Source organism: Mesorhizobium oxytropidicola (genome assembly GCF_056174625.1).
The window spans coordinates 378,878-394,168 of record NZ_JBWBWK010000003.1; the positions used below are offsets into that span (position 1 = coordinate 378,878).

A 15,291-nucleotide genomic window follows, 5' to 3' on the forward strand; every position below is an offset into this window, starting at 1 on the left:
ACCAATGAGCGATGTGAAGGAAAACGCTGGGGCACCGGCGAAGGAAACCCAGTCTCCCTTGCCGTACTATGTGGATGCCGCAATCTGGGAAAAAGATATCGCGCGGCGCAATCGTTGGTCGCGATCTCTGGCGTGGTGTGTGGCGAGCGTCGCCTCGGTCATTGCCGTAGCAGCGGTGGGCGCTCTGATCCTTGCGCTGCCGCTCAAGACTTATGAGCCCTACATGGTGGTGGTCGACAAATCCACCGGGTTTGTCGAGGTCAAACGGCCGCTGGCCGACGGGCCTTTGCAGCAGGACGAGTCGATGGGGATGTTCGATATCGTCCGTTATGTGAAGGCTCGCGAGACTTACGATCCGAAGGCGCTGAAGGACAACTTCGATCTGGCGCAATTGCTGAGCGCCGGCGATGCCTCGAGGGAGCTCGTCGAGCTTTTCAGCCCGGCGAACAAGGTGACGAATCCCGTGGTGCTGTACGGGCGAAACACCGTTGTGGCTGTGACTGTGAAGTCGGTGACGTTTCCTAACCAAAGGACCGCCCTGGTCCGTTTCATGACGGAGGAAAAGAGCCAGGCGAACACGGTGCAGCGGCATTGGGTGTCGTTGATCCGGTTCCGCTACACCGGCGTGCCGGCCAAAAACGAGATCCGCTTTCAAAATCCGCTTGGCTTCCAGGTGCTCGAATATAGGCGCGATCAGGAGACGGCGCCGGCACCCACGCGGAGACACCGCAATGAAGATCGCCGGCATCCTGATGGCAATCGGGCTCGGCGTTTGCGCGGTTCACCCGGCCCTTGCCGAACAGACCCCTCGGGCGGGATCTCGTGACAGTCGTATTCGCTTCGTCTGGTATCAGAAGGACGATGTGGTGTCGGTGCCCGCCAGCTATGGCGCCTCGACCATGATCGAATTCGGCGATGACGAGAAAATCGAAACCCTGGGCGCTGGCGACGTCCCGGCCTGGAGCATCGAGCCCAACAAGAAGGGCAATGTGCTGTTTGTGAAGCCGATCGAGAAGAACGCGGGCGGGAATCTCAATGTCCTGACCAACAAGCGCAGCTATGTGTTCTTCCTCAACGGCGAATTTCGGCCGGTTGCACAACAAGTCTACGCAATCAAGTTCCGCTATCCCGAAGAGGCGTCGGACGCGGCGCTGATGGACGAAGCCCAGGCCCGGGCGGCTCAGCCGAACCGGCAGGGATTCAAGGCCGAAAACGCCAACTCGTCCTATGCCTATAAGGGGTCGTCGGCCAATAAGCCGCTCGTGATTTACGACGATGGCGTGAAGACCTGGTTCCGCTTCGATCCGGCAAGGGAAGTGCCGGCGATTTATGTCGTCGACAGCGAGCGCAATGAGACCCTTGTGAACTATCGCCGCGAGGGCGCGTACATCGTCGTCGACAAGGTCAACTACCAATGGACCCTGCGCAACGGCAACGACGCGACCTGCGTCTTCAATCTGAGGCTGAACAATGTGAACGAACCGACCGGGCTTGAACCTTACGAGCCGCAGCGTGTCGGCGGTGGGACTGTTCGGAAAGTCAGGGACCCGATGCCATCTCCCAATGAGTACAGAATGCTGGCTGAGGAAGGCACGGCGGTCGCCGCGCCAAAATTCGGAGCGACGACATTCTTCAGGATCGCGGTGCCGCTGGGTGCGGTGCTGTTCGCCGGCTGGATGATCTATGCGGCGACGCGTGCGCCAGACAGGCCGCTGTTGACGGCGTCGGATGGCGAGGAGTTTCACACCACACAGTTTCCCGCACCAGGGCTCGATACGCCGCGCCCCCAGCTTGATAACGGCACCCTGAAAATCCCGACGGCTCCCGAGGAGCCGCCGGCAGCGCCGGCACAGCCGCCGTCGGCGGTCGAGGCGCCGCCTCCCCCTCCACCGGCCCTGCAACCGCCCGAAGCTCCACCACAGGTGCAGGATGATTCCGAAGCCCGTCGTCTGGCTGAGGAAGAACGGCGCAGGCAGGAAGAAGAGGAGCGGCGCAAATGGGAGCGCTTGCGCGCCAAGCAGCTCGTCGTCGATAGCGGCGACGCGCCTGGCAGTGCATCAGCACTGGCCGCCAATGGAGCGGATGCCGCGGCGCCTGGAAACGCCGGCGAGGGCGAGGAGGACCCCAACCGGCGTTTTTTGGCAAGGGCGAGCCAGAGCGGAGCGGATACATCGAAGGCCACGATGAACCCGCGCACGGACGCTCTGGTCGCCCAAGGGACGATGATCAAGGGCGTGCTCGAGACCGCCATCCAGAGCGATCTTGCAGGCATGGTTCGGGCCGTGGTCTCGGAGGATGTGTGGTCGTTCGACGGCCGCAGGGTTTTGATCCCCGCTGGCTCCCGCCTTATCGGTGAATATCGCAGTGGCCTCGCAACCGGCCAAACGCGGGTGTTCATTGTGTGGACACGCCTGCTTCGATCGGACGGCATGTCGGTGCAGCTCGGCTCGACCGGCACCGACGAGCTCGGTCGGAGCGGTATGCCGGGCGAGGTCGACAACCATTATTTCGAGCGCTTCGGCTCGGCGATCCTTCTGAGTGTCGTGGGCGGCGCGACGCAGTTCATTGCCAACCTTGGCAATGACCAGAACGGGTCGAACACCAATCAGACCTATACGGATCCGCAGACCGGACAGACGGTAACAATCCAGACGCAGCCCAACCAGTACATGCAGAGCGCGCGCCAGATCGGCGCGCAACAGGTCTCGCAAAGCCTCAACCGCATTGCCGAAGAGGCGCTTCGCAATTCGATCAATATCGCGCCCACGATCCATGTCGACCAGGGGTCGCGCATCATGGTGTTCGTCCGCCGGGACCTCGATTTTTCCGAATTCTATCCGGACCCGGTGCGCGAGGCGTTGAGGGAGATCCGACGTGAGCGGGCAGCAAAGAACCGTCTTTCTAAATAAGGCGCTGGAGCCCGTGCGGCGCTGGCTCGACGACGATCGCGTGGTGGAAATCTGTGCAAACGGGCCTGGACGGGTGTGGGTCGAAATCGTCGGCTCGACACATATGGAGCCCTTCGACGTGCCCGGGCTCGACCGCGCCGCGATCACCTACCTCATGGAACGTATAGCCGCATCATCCTCGCAGTCCGTCAGCGAGGAAAATCCCTTGCTTTCGGCCGCCCTGCCCGGCGGCGAACGCTTTCAGGGCGTGCTTGCGCCGGCGACACCGGCAGGAGGCGCCTTCGCAATCCGCAAGCAGGTCATGAAGGAAATGCGCCTTGAGGATTATCGGAAACGTGGGTCGTTCGATACGATCTCCGTCCAGGATCCCGGCGAACTGAGCGAGACCGACAGCGCCCTTTGCGAATATCTCGACGCCGGCAAGATTGAGGATTTCCTCCGCCTGGCCGTGCGGGAACGGTATTCGATCTTGCTTTCAGGAGGCACGTCGTCGGGCAAAACGACCTTTCTGAACGCGATTTTGCACGAGGTACCTTCGGATGAAAGGATCCTCACCATTGAGGACACGCGAGAGGTCAAACCACACCAGCCCAACTATCTGCCGCTGGTCGCGTCAGAGGGCGACCAGGGCCTGGCGCGCGTGACCGTTGAAACGCTGCTGCAGGCGGCGATGCGCCTGCGGCCGGATCGAATCTTCCTGGGCGAGATCCGGGGAGCCGAAGCCTATTCGTTCTTGCGCGCCGTCAACACGGGTCATCCCGGATCGATCACGACGATCCATGCGGACAGCCCGGCCGGTGCGTTTGAGCAGTTGGCATTGATGGTCATGCAGGCTGGGCTCGGTCTGAGCAAGGCGGAGATCATCGATTACGTGCGGTCGGTTTTGCCGATTGTGATCCAACAGACGCGCCGGGGCGGCTGGCGCGGTACTTCGGCGATCTGGTTCAACCGCATGACTGAATGGAGAGCCGCCAGAAAGGTTCCCCAGGATGTCTCGCGTATTGGCCTATAGACTTTTCCTCGGCCTAATCGGTCTCGCTGCTTTCTTTGCCCTTTGGAGCCTGGCTTACGAGCTGGTGGCGACATGGCGGTGGAATCCCGCCCTGCCTTCTGAAGGAGTCTCGCGCTGGGGGCTTTTGCGGTACCAGAACGCGCAACGCAGCCTGAGCGGCCTGTTCGTTGCCTGGCAGCACTTCAGTCAGCGCTTGGCCTATCATCCCACGCAAAACGAGACGATCATCCGCGGCGCGGTCGCGGTCGCAATTGTCGTGGCGATCGCCGTCGGCCTTATCTTTGCAAGCCTGATCAACCGCAAGCCAAAGCACTACGGCGATGCGCGGTTCGGCACAATCATGGACGCCGAAAGGAAAAACCTGCTGGCAAAGCAGGGATTGGTCCTCGGCAAGATGGGCGGGGCGACGATCCGCTCGGACGATCCCGCGCACGTCCTGGTGGTCGGGCCGACCCGATCCGGCAAGGGCGTCAGCTTTGTCATACCGAACGGGTATATGTGGCGAGGATCCTCGGTGTGGTTCGATCCGAAGCGCGAGAACTTCGAGGCGTTCGGTGCACGCCGGCAGGCTCTCGGTGACAAGGTCTTTTTCTTTTCGCCCGGCGAGCAGGATTCGCATCGCTATAATCCGCTGGATTTCATCCGGCGCGATGCGCGCATGCCGACGGACTGCGCGGTGGTCTCCTCCTTCATCATCCCGGAGGCGACAGGGAGTTCCGAGATCTGGGCGCGCGCCGGACGGCAGCTGCTTTCGGCCATGATAGGTTATGTGCTGACGTCACCACGCTATGAGGGGCAGCGTCATTTGCGCGCGGTCGCGATGCTCCTTTCGACCGGTGTGGATTTTCTCAGGGTGCTGACGAATATCCGCAATGACGAGGAAAAATATCTGCCTTCGTGGGTCGTGCACGGGCTCAACCAGTTCATCGCGCTGGAAAAGGAAACGCGAAACTCGGCCTTCTTCAACCTGACGGCGGCTCTCAACCCCTGGACCAATGATCTCGTTGCAGCCGCTACGGCGTCGACCGATTTCGATATCTCGAAGTTTCGCAAGGACCCGACGGCTCTCTTCATCGGCTGCTCGGTGGCGCAGCTCGACGTGTTCCGGCCCATCATCAAACTCCTGGTTCAGCAAATACATGATGTGCTGATGGCTTCCTCGCCAGGTCCTGACGAGCCATATCAGGTCCTGGTGATGATCGACGAGTTTCGCCAGCTCGGCAAAATGGAGTCTATCGTTTCCAAGCTGGCGATCAACGCGGGCTATGGCTTTCGCATGGTCCTGATCCTGCAGGATCTTGCCCAGCTTGACGAAGTCTATGGAAAAGCGACGCGGCAGACCACGGTGACCGCGTGTCAGGTGAAGCTTTTCATCCGCATGAACGACGTTGAGACCTCCGAACATGTCTCTGAAATGCTGGGACCGACCACGATCGAGGTCCCCACACCGATCATCAGGGCCGGGCAAGGTATATTTGGGGGCCGAGACAAGAGTTTAAGTTATCAGGAAAGACCGTTCCGGACGGCGGCGGAGCTTCGGCAGATGCCGGCGAAGCAGGCCGTGGTTTTGGGCTCGAGCCCCCCTGGTTTCATGGTGCGCAAGGTCACCTATTATAAGGACGCTCCCTATAAGGCGACCTACCAGGAATTTCGGCACCGGCGCTTGAAGGTTCCGCCTCTCTCACGATGGCAGGATCTTCCGCTGCGCTCCATGGCGGAGGTCGAATCGGCGGCTACCAACGCGCCGGCGGCACCTTTCGAGTTGGGGGAACCCGATACCGTCGAAGCGCCGGTTTCGGGCGATACAGCCTATGCCGAGGCGGTGCCGCCTGCGACTGGTGCGGCGGCTGAAAGGGCTGGTCCCGTCGGGTTAAAGCCGAAAGTAAAGAGCGACAGCGCGGACGCACCACAGGCGCTGCCAAGCTCAGGCCTTCCAACGGGCGGTGAAGCTGAAGCAAAGAGCGAGGTCGCCGCTGAAGTTCCGGAGTTGAAGCCGAAGCGGACCGATCAGACAGCCGATAATGCGCCGCGGCCGCTTCCCACCCTTGGCCGGCGCTCGGCGCCGGCAGCATCAAAGGCGTCCGACCCGAGTGCGTCTGAAGGCAAGGCGAGTATCTTGCAATTCCAAGTCCGGCCGGGAAACAAGTCCACGTCGATGGCCGCGCTGCTCGCATCGCTCGATCAGGAAGTGGAGGCCGGCGCTCGTTCCCTGTCACCGTCAGTGGATAGCGGCGATGTCGACGGGGTACCGTCAGCCGCACTTGAGGCGCTGCAGGATCAAATTAGACGTCACGGCGATCGCTAGGACGTGAAATTCAGTTGAATACAAATGAGCGATTTGTGCCTTCGGTGCCTACGAGTGTGAGAACCAGACGAAACGTCCCTAATCCGATGGCGGGCGCATCGAACCGGTTCGCGCGCCTCCCGGTTCTTGGTGGGAACGTGAGCTGATTGCTCATCCGTAAAATGCGATTGATTTTCACTCTAGCCAACCTGTATCAAAACCGATACAGTGCACCCCGATGAAGGTGATTGAGTGGCTTGGAAGCAGTAGGGCGGATGTTCGAGCTTTTCCTGACGATGCGCGGATAGAGGCCGGCTGGCAGCTCGAACTTGTCCAGCGCGGCGACGATCCCGACGACTGGAAGCCTATGCAGATCGTGGGGGCCGGCGTCAGGGAAATCAGAGTCCGGGAGGCATCCGGAGCGTTCCGCGTCATCTATCTGGCAACCCTGGAGGACCGCGTTTTGGTGCTTCATGCGTTCCAGAAGAAGACACAGGCCACATCCAAGAAGGACCTCGATCTGGCGGCTCAACGGCTAAAACGATGGAAGGCAGAACGATGAACGTAGAAATCTATGAGAACGTCTGGGACGCCCTGGCGGACACCGAACAGGAGGCAGCAAACCTTAAAGCGCGTTCGGCGCTGCTCTACGAAATCCGGAAGGCAGTCCAGCGTTGGGACATTCCCCAGGAGGAAGCTGCCAAGCGGCTCGGCCTGACGCGCCCTCGCACCAATGATCTGCTGCGCGGTAAGCTCGCCAAGTTCTCGCTTGACGCGCTCGTCAACATCGCCGCCTCCGCTCACCTGGATATAGAAATCCGGGTGAAGGAGGTTGCATAATCACGAGGTGTCTAATCCTCGTCTTTCCTCGGAGTACATCCGCGTTTGGACGCGAGCGTGTGCCGAACGGAGCCGCTGCCAGAGCCCGGCTTAGGGAACAACGAGCCCACACAGTGGTGCATGGCGAGGCAACTACTGCTTTTGCGGCTTTTGTGAATCCGGCTCTTCGCCTTCGACTGGAGCGGTGTTGATGCTTCTCGACTGCAGGCGCTGCAGTTCTTCGAGCCGTTCGCCTTTGACGATCTCGGGATCAAGCGGCTCGTGAGGATTGTGCGCCAATGAACGCGCGGCTTCGCTTGCGGCTTGTGCCTCGCGGGCTTCCTTCGCAGCGATGCTTTCGGCGTTGCGCACCATTTCGCGGTCTTGTGCAACCTGCTCAAGCGATGTCGGATCGATTGAGCCCGCATGTTCATCACGAAGTTGTTGCTCGATGGCACGATTGCGGATTTCGTTCGCGCGCTGTGCCTCTAGGTGCTCCGTAGCCTCGATCTCAAGTGCACGATTTGTGAGCTGCACGACCGCTGGTTCATGTTGAGCAGGGCCATATTCTTGTCGCGCCTTTTCCCAAGCATAATCATTAACATGTTCAGCAAAGGGCTCATCTTGTTCCGCGTTTCTTTTCGAATAAAATTCATCATCTGAGCGTTGCACGGATCTTGCGAACGCCGCTAAATCAACATCCGTCCATTCCGACGGATCTTTGGCCCTATACTGTTGATCTTCAATGTCCCATGCTCTTGCGATAAGCGCTTCACTTCGCGATCCGGCGATCTTATGCGCTTCTTCATGCGAAATGTGCGTCACACCGCGTTCCTGCATAGATTTGAGATCTGTTCGGATCGCCAGTAGTTCCATTGTCGGCGCTGCCCGCCGCAAGAACTCCGCTTTGTTCTGGCCGTTCATCATGGCCGCTGTCTTGTTAACAGTCTCGTTGATCTGTTTCAGGTTTTCGCGCATCTGGTCCGCGCTGGCATCTGAACTCATTCGAACACCCTTTCCATCTCGAATAGCGACCACAACAATACCGGATCGGACAGCTTGCGTCATCCGATCAATGAATTGACTCGCCATCGCGTTATCCGGCTGAGAAGCAGCGACCGAGCGCCAGTCCCGAAGGCTTGCCTGGGTGGCCCGCAGTTGGCGCGCCGAAATCGGAATCTTTATCGGGTTGGCCCTCGCGTAGTCGATCCGCTGGCGGGCTTTCTCGATGATGTGCGGGTTTGCACGGGCGTAGGCGCGGTCACGCGCCTCCCTGCCCGGTCGCGGCTTTTCGGCCGTGGCCACAATCGCCTTGTCGCGCGGACCATAGCTTTGTGATGACGCTCGATAGGCCGCGGAAGTCGCGACGATTTTCATGCCCTGCGCTTGTGCGTGCTGGGCATAGAGCGCGCGCCATTCGCGAAGCTGAGCCGGACCTGGTCGCAATCGCTGACCATCCTCACCCTTCACCGCGACGATGGCATGGACATGAATATGGCCGCCCTCCTCGGCCATGTCGGCATGCATCCCAAAGGCGAATTTTTGATTGGGGAACTGTTCATGCAGGAACCCACGTGCGGCCCTCACCAGGGCTTGTCCGTCCTCACCTGCCTTGGCCGACAGGATCATATGCATGGTGTCGCGAGGCTTGTAGGAATTCAGCGTCTTGTCCCAGGACTGCGCGGTCTGCCGGACCGCCTCCTCAGACGCGATCGTGACGCCGTCGGCGCCGATCGCCGCTCCGTCATGGGTAAGGCGCGATAGCTGGAACACGACACCAGCTTTGCCGTGGCTGGGTTCCCCAATTGGCTTGACCGAAACAGTATCCTCCTTGACCCCAAGCGTCTCGGCGATCCGCGAGGCGATCATCGCCCGGGTCGGTGCCGAGAACTGGCGATCCTCCTGGCGCCGATCGGAAAGGTGAAACCGGTGGTTCACCTTCTCGTTCCCGTCTTCGCCGCGCACAACGCTATGGCCTGCCATCGTTGCGACGACACGCGCGACGCTCGATCCGTCCTGCAGCGTGTCGATACGATAGGCGAAACCGTGGCCGGCAAAACCAGCCTGAACCGCCAATGAAAGGCGCTCGGCATTCTCCTCTCCTGCCACCGAAAGCCGGAACGTCGCGACATCGTCGCTTTCCCGCCGCTTGTCGAAGGCCTTGCCCCACTGTTTCATTTCCTCGGCAACGGCGGCCTGGGTCGCGAGGATGCGGGCGTCATGAGTTTCGAGCGCGACGCCCTCCTTCTGGATATATTGACCGATGGCGGCTGCTCTTGTGACGCCATGCCCATAGGAAATCACCTTCAGAACCGCCGGCTGATACCCGGCCGCCAGCCGGTCGGCAGCCGCCCTCGGCGCAGGTCCGCCGGCGAGCTTCCGCCGCTTCGTTGGCAGGGCGAAGTTTAGTCGCCCGGCTTTACCGCGTGGCGGCTCCAACTCCCGGGCAGACGAGCGCGGCACGGCCGGTTCCGGGGGCTGGCTTCCGCCGAAACCGCCCTCCCCCGGCCGGCCGCGAACCGTCTTGAACAACCAATCATCGTCATTTCCAGCAAAGGACAACAGGGCCCGATGGCGGCGCTTGCGGTTCTCTTCTTCAAAAGCTGCGCTCGCTCGAATCCGATCGGCTATGGCCTGTATGGACGACGGGTCGAGGTTCACGCGTCCTCACCATCCAGCAGATGCGCCGCCTTCCGAAGTTTCAGGCCATGGGCAATCGTCATTGCCGTCAATTCGGCGTCGACAGCTTTCACCCTGACATCCAGTGCGTCCCATATCGGCAACGTCGCCTCCATGGGGACGGCGTGGCCGGAATGAATGGCATGCAGAAGCTGGCTGAGGTTTCGGCCGACCATCCGGACTTGCGAGGCCAAGGCCGCGACAGTGCGTGAATTCTCTGCCGACAGAGCGGGGCCGACATCCAGGCTGGCCCGGATGATGCGTCGCAACGTCTCCGCCCGGTCAAGCTGGAACACCTTGCAGGCCTCGTCCAGGAGTGCGCCCGCCTCCGGCCCGATATCGATCCTGGAGCGCTTTCGAGTGTCCTTTTGGGCGGGGCTGGTGCCGAAAATTCTCGCCATGGCGGATGGGGCCTCACGTCGAAGACGGTCCAGGTCGAAGCGAAGCGACGACCTGCCCAGCCAATTTGGACCCAAAATGCGTATCTTGTCAATTCAATATGCAACATTATACTAACTTACTGATGCACTAATCCTTAGTCGCTGCTGCGCCTTGGAACATTGCACTAAATGCGCAAATTCATATTATCACACAGTCGCTTATGTGCCTTCGCACTTTGTCGTATCGGCGCATTAGCATAATGCAAGAAAGTCACTTTGGCGCCAGATGCCTCTGCGCTTTGGCGCCAAAGTGACACGCGAATATTGGGAGAAAAATGCCGGAACAACGCGCGGTGCAAATCACAGTGGCCTCGCCCAAAGGCGGGGTCGGCAAGACCATGACCACCATCCTGCTCGCTGGCGAATTCGCCGCTGCCGGTCACCGGGTGACGGTGCTCGACACCGATCCGCAATTGTCCGCGGTGGAGTGGAGCAAAAACAGTCACCGCGCCGGGTACGCTCTTTCGAACATCGACGTCATCCCTATCAGCTCGACCGACGAACTGATCGACCGCCTGGCGCAATCCGACGCCGAGGACCTTCTGCTGGTCGATGTCCAGGGCACGGCCGTGGCCGCCCTCGGCCCGGCCGTCGCCAACGCCGACTTCGTGCTGATCCCGACGAAAGCGCACGTCTTCGATGTCAAGCAATGCCTCGGGCTGATCCGGCACATCCGCTCGCTTGGCGGACGCCACCGCGAAATTCCCTACGCGGTGATGCTCAACATGGTTTCGGGGATCGAGCACAACACCATGGCTTTTCGCACGGCGATCCAGCTGCTGCGGCAGGCCGACGCCAGCGTGCTTGAGACCTTTTTGTCGCAACGGCCGACCTTCGCCTCAATCGCAACCGCCGGGACGCTCTACGAAGTCCAGCCCGTGAACAAGGCGGTGCAGGACGCTCGCGACCAGACGAATGCCCTGACCGCCGAGATCATCCGCATACTGAACGGAGCCACCTCGCAATGAACGAGAAAAACGATCGGACCGCAAACCAGCTGCCGCTGCCTGCCTTGAAACCGCGTGCCCGTTCGGATGATCCGTTCTCGCGCAACATGGCTGCCATAGTGGAATCCAGCATCAGCGAAACGGACAACCTGGAGCAGCAGACGAGAACCCAGTCTGCCAGAACGGCGAATTCGAGGCTCGAAAAGCCAAAGGCAGCCGGCGAGACAGCCCGGCTGCACACGCGCATTCCGGTTTCGCAGATGATCGAGCTGCAGGTCCATTGCGCGCGCAATAGGACAACCATGCAGGAGGTGGTTCAGGGTCTGATAACGGAATTCCTTGCCCGGCAGCCGAAGTAGCCAGACGCGGTAATCAGCGTCGATCGTCACGACCGACCGCGCACGATACGGGCCAACGAGGATTTGCTGCATCTCTCCAGGAAGGGCCATCAAAGAGGCTGCTGAACGACTGACGTTCGGTTCCATCCATCATCAGCGTGAATCAATCCGCGTCTGCTGATTCAAACCATTCATTGGACGCGCGCGTCCGGCTGCGCGATTCTGTCCGCAATGATCGCGCAGCTCTATCGCCTCTGTATCGAACGCCGCGACGCGGATCGGAACATGGCGCGCTTCTATGCACTGTCGATTGAGGAGACACTGTTCGGCCAGACCTGCCTGGTCCGGCGTTGGGGCCGGATTGGAACCACCGGCCGCACGGTACAGCACTCCTTTGATACCGAGGGTGAAGCCGTAGCCCTTTTCCTCGAGCTGCTGCGCGCCAAGCGGATGCGTGGCTATCAGCCGCGATCCCCCCGACGCGCAGAAGCGATCCCGTCTGGTTGACAGGCAACCGTTACGGCGACGGGAGCCAGGCTTTGAACAAAGTCGCTTCGTGTACCGGGCGCAGGCGCGATGTCGCCCGTCGGAAGTCAGTGATCCTGACACTGCCGCATGCTCGCACTTTCTGGGCCGTTGAAGCACTCAGCGGTCCCGCGGTACGCGCCAGCGCAGGCGAAAAGCAGGGCAATAACTGGCCCTGTGGCTTAACGCTTTGCTTTGCGCCAACCGGCCGCCACCGCCTCTTCCTCGCTGCAGAACCAGCGCTCACCCTTGCTGGTCGTGATGACCGTGCGATCGTAATATTCCTGGCCAGGCATGTGATAGATGTGCTCCCCGCGGGCATTGATGTTCGTTGTCAGCGCGATGCTTGGCACGCCAATCCCAAGGCGCTTGAAACGTTCCTGCCCAGATGCCAACCTTTGCCGCCTTGGCCTTCTCCTGCAGCATGGCGTAGGCACCTTGGCTGTATTTCGGCCAATCAAGAGCTTGACCGTTCTCGACCATCCAGGCGGCGACGCTGACACCATCGGCCCGCCGGCAATTGCCGACATAGCGGCCATACCGATCCCATGACACAAACGTGCATCGGGTCGGTCGCGAGGCGGCGAGAAAGGCATCGAGAGCGGCGGCGGACTTGGCGCCGCATTGATAGTGGAAGCCATTGGCGTCGTCGCACTGCTGTGCTGACTCCGGTGCATCGATACCATTGAAGCGAATGCGCTGGCCATGGATCTCGATCGTGTCGCCGTCGATGACAGATGCGACCCCAGCAATTGCTACCGGTCGCGGCGTGATCAGGTTCTGCAGATTGATTTCCGGGAGGGACCCGCTGTCGTGCATGACAAACTGCGTTACCAGAGCGGAGGTCGCAGCCACCGTCACGAAGACTAGCCGCATCGGCACGCTGGCCCAGCCTCGTGCGAGCGGGCGTCCTGCGCCGGTACGATTGCGCCACGGCCCCGACCGATCATCGTAGCGGGATTTAGCCAAGCCCCTTCTCCCCGGCGCAAGAATGCGCCCAAAACACGCGGAAAGTCCAGAATCCTGTCGCGACCGCCTCAACGGCTCGCCTGTTCTGAATCGTCCCCGGCAGTTGGGCCCGATTTCCTTAATCGGCTGCGGCAGGGTCGGAAAAGTAATCCGCGGTTTGGAGTCGCTACCTCGGACCGGTGATGTTCGTGGCTCTTTTCCGACGCGCAAAAAAGGGCCCGCAACGGAACACTCCGTCGCGGGCCCTGAGACGTCTTGCCTACTTGGGTTGGTTGAGGTGTTTCAGCACCTGGCCGAAGATTGTGTCTCGCACCGGACGCCCGCTGGCTGCCGCTTTGTCGTCGGCCAGCTTTGCGGCCAGTTTGGGCGACAGCGGCTTGAAGTCGTAGCCGTGTGAGATGGCTGCGCGGTGAAGATCCTCAAGCGTTTCGAACGCGCGATCGTGGGTGCCGAGCCAGAGCGCGGGCTCGTCGGTCTCTTGGTGCGGGAACGCTTGCAGGAAGTAAGTCCGAAGCGGTGGGTCGTAGCCGATGACAGCGTCTGGATCCGAGCGGACCTGTCCGGTGACGGTGCCAGTGACAGTGATGGTGTAGCGGCTCATTGCAACCTCCTTTTGCCGGGTGGGGAAGCCGGCCCCTTGAGGGGCCGGCCACCGATGCCTCACTGGGGGTTGTTCCACAGGATGACCTTCTTGTTTTCCTCGCCACCCGGGGCGGGAGCGAGATTGCCGAAGATCACGCCGATCTCGGGGGCTTCCAGCTTGACCGAGAGGTATTCCTCTCCCGAACGCTGGGAGACGCGGTGCCAGCCGGCTCCGATCTCGAAGCCCGTGCGCTTGTTGACGATCCGGTAGTCGGGCGCGTCCTCGCGCGACTTGTTGGTGTTTGGGATGAGGGTGATCGGGGCGTTGACCCGGAGCGTGGCAAAGACGCCTTCCATCGAGCCGTCGGCCTTGGTGGTGAGGTTTGCGATCGTGGTGGCCATGGTAGTTCTCCTTCGGTTGCATCGGGACCATTCCCGATGGCGCCAAAGGAGAGGGCCGTCCTGCTGCGGTCATCTCGGCGAAAATTCTGGAAAATTCTATTTGCCGAAAAATAGCGGGCAGGCCCTTCGCCTGCCCGCAGACAAAAACAGAAATCGAATTTTCCTGAATATTCGCCGAGTGTACCCCCAACGGGGGTTGACCGCACAAAGCAGGCGGTCGTCTACAAAGGCGACATGAACGGGAATGGCCCCGGATGCGACCGAAGGAAAAGAACTCAGGCCGCCATCGCCAGACCGCCGACGCAACGCTGCCGGATCGCAGGAACATGCTGCAGCCTCTCGGGTCAAATCGTCGGCATTGCCAACACATCGAACAGCAGCCCGGCGCGTGACCGCCTCGCGTGTTCGGTATGGCGGCATACCGGTTTCGAGATCGGGGCCGGCTGGCAGCGGCCTACACGCCCCTCGGGGGATGATACCGCCCAGTCAGGTTGGATGACCCGGCAAGCCAGGATGTTGTTCGGCACGCTTGCACCCGCTTCAGAGGCGAGAAAAGATGATCATCCGCACAAAGCCCTGCGGCTCTGCGCGTGGACCGGTTTCGAAAGGGGCCGGCTCCGTCCGCACATACAAGTGGATTAGGCGGCGAGGAGCCGGATCAACATATCTTATTGAACCCGCCGGGCTGTCGGCGGGACCGCATCCATCATCCTGGCAACGCCAGACGCTCGTCCGGCGTCATGCGGGCTTCGGCTTGGCGTCGAATGTCCGGACCGGCATGGCGGAGCATGGCGCACCAGTCCTCCACATTGTACGTCGTCGCCATCCGGCCCCTGGCCAGATCGTAAATAACGCACGGCTTGTTCGCGATTGCGAGCCGAAGCATATTGACGGCCGTACCGGGTGATGCGCCGTCCCAGACCATCATGCCAAAGTCGGCGCGCTGCGCCATCTCCCTTCAGGAGACGGAACATGGTAGGCGGCCCAGTCGCCCAGATTGTTGCGGGGTTCCTTGCCGGCATGGAAGACCCCGACATGCTCGTACTTGTAGCCGGCGAGCAGGCCCTGCGCCTCGGCATCGGCTCCAGGCGCGTCGCCAACCACCACGCCGTGCTCGGCAGCAACGATTGCGCCGATGCGAGCGATGGCAGGCTCCGGCAGCTCGAATATCTCGCGTGATCCGCCTATGAATATCATCGACATGGTGACTTTCCCTTCTCGCTCGCGTCCCCCGCCCCGCGCCGGCCGCCCTCTCCCTCTGGCCCTGCGCGAGGGATCGTCACCCGAAGGCCGAGACGGCCAAGCTGGCTCGGGGAGCGGCGGGACGCCGCGACGAGCGCCCGGCCGGCCGCAGGCCGGCGCGCCCGGATCCTGAGCAGCCGGAG

The 15,291-nt window shown here is 61.1% G+C and carries 17 protein-coding genes; 9 read left to right on the forward strand and 8 right to left on the reverse strand.

The window, feature by feature from the left end:
• Positions 1-4: 4 nt before the first annotated feature.
• From AC0V8S_RS41300 to AC0V8S_RS41325, 6 genes are all read left to right on the forward strand, one after another.
• Positions 5-826, forward strand: a complete 822-nt coding sequence (locus AC0V8S_RS41300) for a VirB8 family type IV secretion system protein (RefSeq protein WP_475439320.1) — start codon at positions 5-7, stop codon at positions 824-826.
• Positions 732-2,909, forward strand: coding sequence for a type IV secretion system protein VirB10 (gene virB10, locus AC0V8S_RS41305; RefSeq protein ID WP_475439321.1), 2,178 nt, complete (start codon positions 732-734; stop codon positions 2,907-2,909). The genes AC0V8S_RS41300 and virB10 overlap by 95 nt, the downstream gene beginning before the upstream one ends.
• Positions 2,875-3,921, forward strand: a complete 1,047-nt coding sequence (virB11, locus tag AC0V8S_RS41310) for a P-type DNA transfer ATPase VirB11 (RefSeq protein WP_475439322.1) — start codon at positions 2,875-2,877, stop codon at positions 3,919-3,921. Before virB10 ends, virB11 begins: the two co-directional genes overlap by 35 nt.
• A complete protein-coding gene (locus AC0V8S_RS41315) occupies positions 3,911-6,226 on the forward strand; it encodes a type IV secretory system conjugative DNA transfer family protein (RefSeq protein ID WP_475439323.1) in 2,316 nt (771 codons plus the stop codon). Before virB11 ends, AC0V8S_RS41315 begins: the two co-directional genes overlap by 11 nt.
• 217 nt (positions 6,227-6,443) lie before the next feature.
• Positions 6,444-6,767: a type II toxin-antitoxin system RelE/ParE family toxin gene (locus AC0V8S_RS41320; RefSeq protein ID WP_027054595.1), complete on the forward strand. Its 324-nt coding sequence runs from the start codon at positions 6,444-6,446 to the stop codon at positions 6,765-6,767.
• Positions 6,764-7,045 carry a helix-turn-helix domain-containing protein gene (locus tag AC0V8S_RS41325; protein WP_475439324.1) on the forward strand — a complete coding sequence of 94 codons (282 nt, stop codon included), beginning with the start codon at positions 6,764-6,766 and terminating at the stop codon, positions 7,043-7,045. Before AC0V8S_RS41320 ends, AC0V8S_RS41325 begins: the two co-directional genes overlap by 4 nt.
• Before the next feature lie 132 nt (positions 7,046-7,177).
• Here the strand turns inward: AC0V8S_RS41325 and AC0V8S_RS41330 are convergent, their stop codons facing one another.
• On the reverse strand, positions 7,178-9,685 hold the full coding sequence (locus tag AC0V8S_RS41330) for a relaxase/mobilization nuclease domain-containing protein (RefSeq protein WP_475439325.1): 2,508 nt from the start codon (positions 9,683-9,685) through the stop codon (positions 7,178-7,180).
• Entirely contained in the window at positions 9,682-10,104 is a 423-nt protein-coding gene (locus AC0V8S_RS41335) for a hypothetical protein (protein ID WP_006205591.1), read from the reverse strand. The genes AC0V8S_RS41330 and AC0V8S_RS41335 overlap by 4 nt, the downstream gene beginning before the upstream one ends.
• A gap of 314 nt (positions 10,105-10,418) precedes the next feature.
• On the opposite strand from AC0V8S_RS41335, the gene AC0V8S_RS41340 reads away from it, so the two are divergent.
• The 3 genes from AC0V8S_RS41340 to AC0V8S_RS41350 all read left to right on the forward strand — a co-directional run bounded on the left by AC0V8S_RS41340 (position 10,419) and on the right by AC0V8S_RS41350 (position 11,935).
• Complete coding sequence (locus AC0V8S_RS41340; protein WP_475439326.1) at positions 10,419-11,111, forward strand: ParA family protein; 693 nt, start codon at positions 10,419-10,421, stop codon at positions 11,109-11,111.
• The gene (locus AC0V8S_RS41345) at positions 11,108-11,449 is read left to right on the forward strand and encodes a hypothetical protein (protein ID WP_006205589.1); all 342 of its coding nucleotides are present in this window, start codon (positions 11,108-11,110) and stop codon (positions 11,447-11,449) included. The genes AC0V8S_RS41340 and AC0V8S_RS41345 overlap by 4 nt, the downstream gene beginning before the upstream one ends.
• Before the next feature lie 210 nt (positions 11,450-11,659).
• Positions 11,660-11,935: a WGR domain-containing protein gene (locus AC0V8S_RS41350; RefSeq protein ID WP_006205588.1), complete on the forward strand. Its 276-nt coding sequence runs from the start codon at positions 11,660-11,662 to the stop codon at positions 11,933-11,935.
• Between the two features lie 200 nt (positions 11,936-12,135).
• Here the strand turns inward: AC0V8S_RS41350 and AC0V8S_RS41355 are convergent, their stop codons facing one another.
• From AC0V8S_RS41355 to AC0V8S_RS41380, 6 genes are all read right to left on the reverse strand, one after another.
• Entirely contained in the window at positions 12,136-12,249 is a 114-nt protein-coding gene (locus AC0V8S_RS41355) for a sunset domain-containing protein (RefSeq protein ID WP_475439327.1), read from the reverse strand.
• On the reverse strand, positions 12,197-12,922 hold the full coding sequence (locus AC0V8S_RS41360) for a thermonuclease family protein (protein ID WP_475439328.1): 726 nt from the start codon (positions 12,920-12,922) through the stop codon (positions 12,197-12,199). The genes AC0V8S_RS41355 and AC0V8S_RS41360 overlap by 53 nt, the downstream gene beginning before the upstream one ends.
• Before the next feature lie 259 nt (positions 12,923-13,181).
• A complete protein-coding gene (locus AC0V8S_RS41365) occupies positions 13,182-13,523 on the reverse strand; it encodes a hypothetical protein (RefSeq protein ID WP_475439329.1) in 342 nt (113 codons plus the stop codon).
• A gap of 59 nt (positions 13,524-13,582) precedes the next feature.
• The gene (locus AC0V8S_RS41370; RefSeq protein ID WP_475439330.1) at positions 13,583-13,906 is read right to left on the reverse strand and encodes a DUF736 domain-containing protein; all 324 of its coding nucleotides are present in this window, start codon (positions 13,904-13,906) and stop codon (positions 13,583-13,585) included.
• A gap of 706 nt (positions 13,907-14,612) precedes the next feature.
• Positions 14,613-14,858: a hypothetical protein gene (locus AC0V8S_RS41375; protein WP_475439331.1), complete on the reverse strand. Its 246-nt coding sequence runs from the start codon at positions 14,856-14,858 to the stop codon at positions 14,613-14,615.
• Complete coding sequence (locus AC0V8S_RS41380; RefSeq protein ID WP_475439332.1) at positions 14,831-15,109, reverse strand: hypothetical protein; 279 nt, start codon at positions 15,107-15,109, stop codon at positions 14,831-14,833. The genes AC0V8S_RS41375 and AC0V8S_RS41380 overlap by 28 nt, the downstream gene beginning before the upstream one ends.
• Positions 15,110-15,291 lie beyond the last annotated feature (182 nt).

Bases quoted from the DNA above. Each gene is read 5' to 3' on its own strand.
- AC0V8S_RS41375 (WP_475439331.1), bottom strand. From the start codon at position 14,858: ATGGCGCAGCGCGCCGACTTTGGCATGATGGTCTGGGACGGCGCATCA.
- AC0V8S_RS41370 (WP_475439330.1), bottom strand. From the start codon at position 13,906: ATGGCCACCACGATCGCAAACCTCACCACCAAGGCCGACGGCTCGATG.
- AC0V8S_RS41320 (WP_027054595.1), top strand. From the start codon at position 6,444: ATGAAGGTGATTGAGTGGCTTGGAAGCAGTAGGGCGGATGTTCGAGCT.
- AC0V8S_RS41300 (WP_475439320.1), top strand. From the start codon at position 5: ATGAGCGATGTGAAGGAAAACGCTGGGGCACCGGCGAAGGAAACCCAG.
- AC0V8S_RS41380 (WP_475439332.1), bottom strand. From the start codon at position 15,109: ATGTCGATGATATTCATAGGCGGATCACGCGAGATATTCGAGCTGCCG.
- virB10 (WP_475439321.1), top strand. From the start codon at position 732: ATGAAGATCGCCGGCATCCTGATGGCAATCGGGCTCGGCGTTTGCGCG.
- AC0V8S_RS41340 (WP_475439326.1), top strand. From the start codon at position 10,419: ATGCCGGAACAACGCGCGGTGCAAATCACAGTGGCCTCGCCCAAAGGC.
- AC0V8S_RS41365 (WP_475439329.1), bottom strand. From the start codon at position 13,523: ATGAGCCGCTACACCATCACTGTCACTGGCACCGTCACCGGACAGGTC.
- AC0V8S_RS41355 (WP_475439327.1), bottom strand. From the start codon at position 12,249: ATGCCTGGCCAGGAATATTACGATCGCACGGTCATCACGACCAGCAAG.
- AC0V8S_RS41325 (WP_475439324.1), top strand. From the start codon at position 6,764: ATGAACGTAGAAATCTATGAGAACGTCTGGGACGCCCTGGCGGACACC.
- AC0V8S_RS41350 (WP_006205588.1), top strand. From the start codon at position 11,660: ATGATCGCGCAGCTCTATCGCCTCTGTATCGAACGCCGCGACGCGGAT.
- AC0V8S_RS41345 (WP_006205589.1), top strand. From the start codon at position 11,108: ATGAACGAGAAAAACGATCGGACCGCAAACCAGCTGCCGCTGCCTGCC.
- AC0V8S_RS41335 (WP_006205591.1), bottom strand. From the start codon at position 10,104: ATGGCGAGAATTTTCGGCACCAGCCCCGCCCAAAAGGACACTCGAAAG.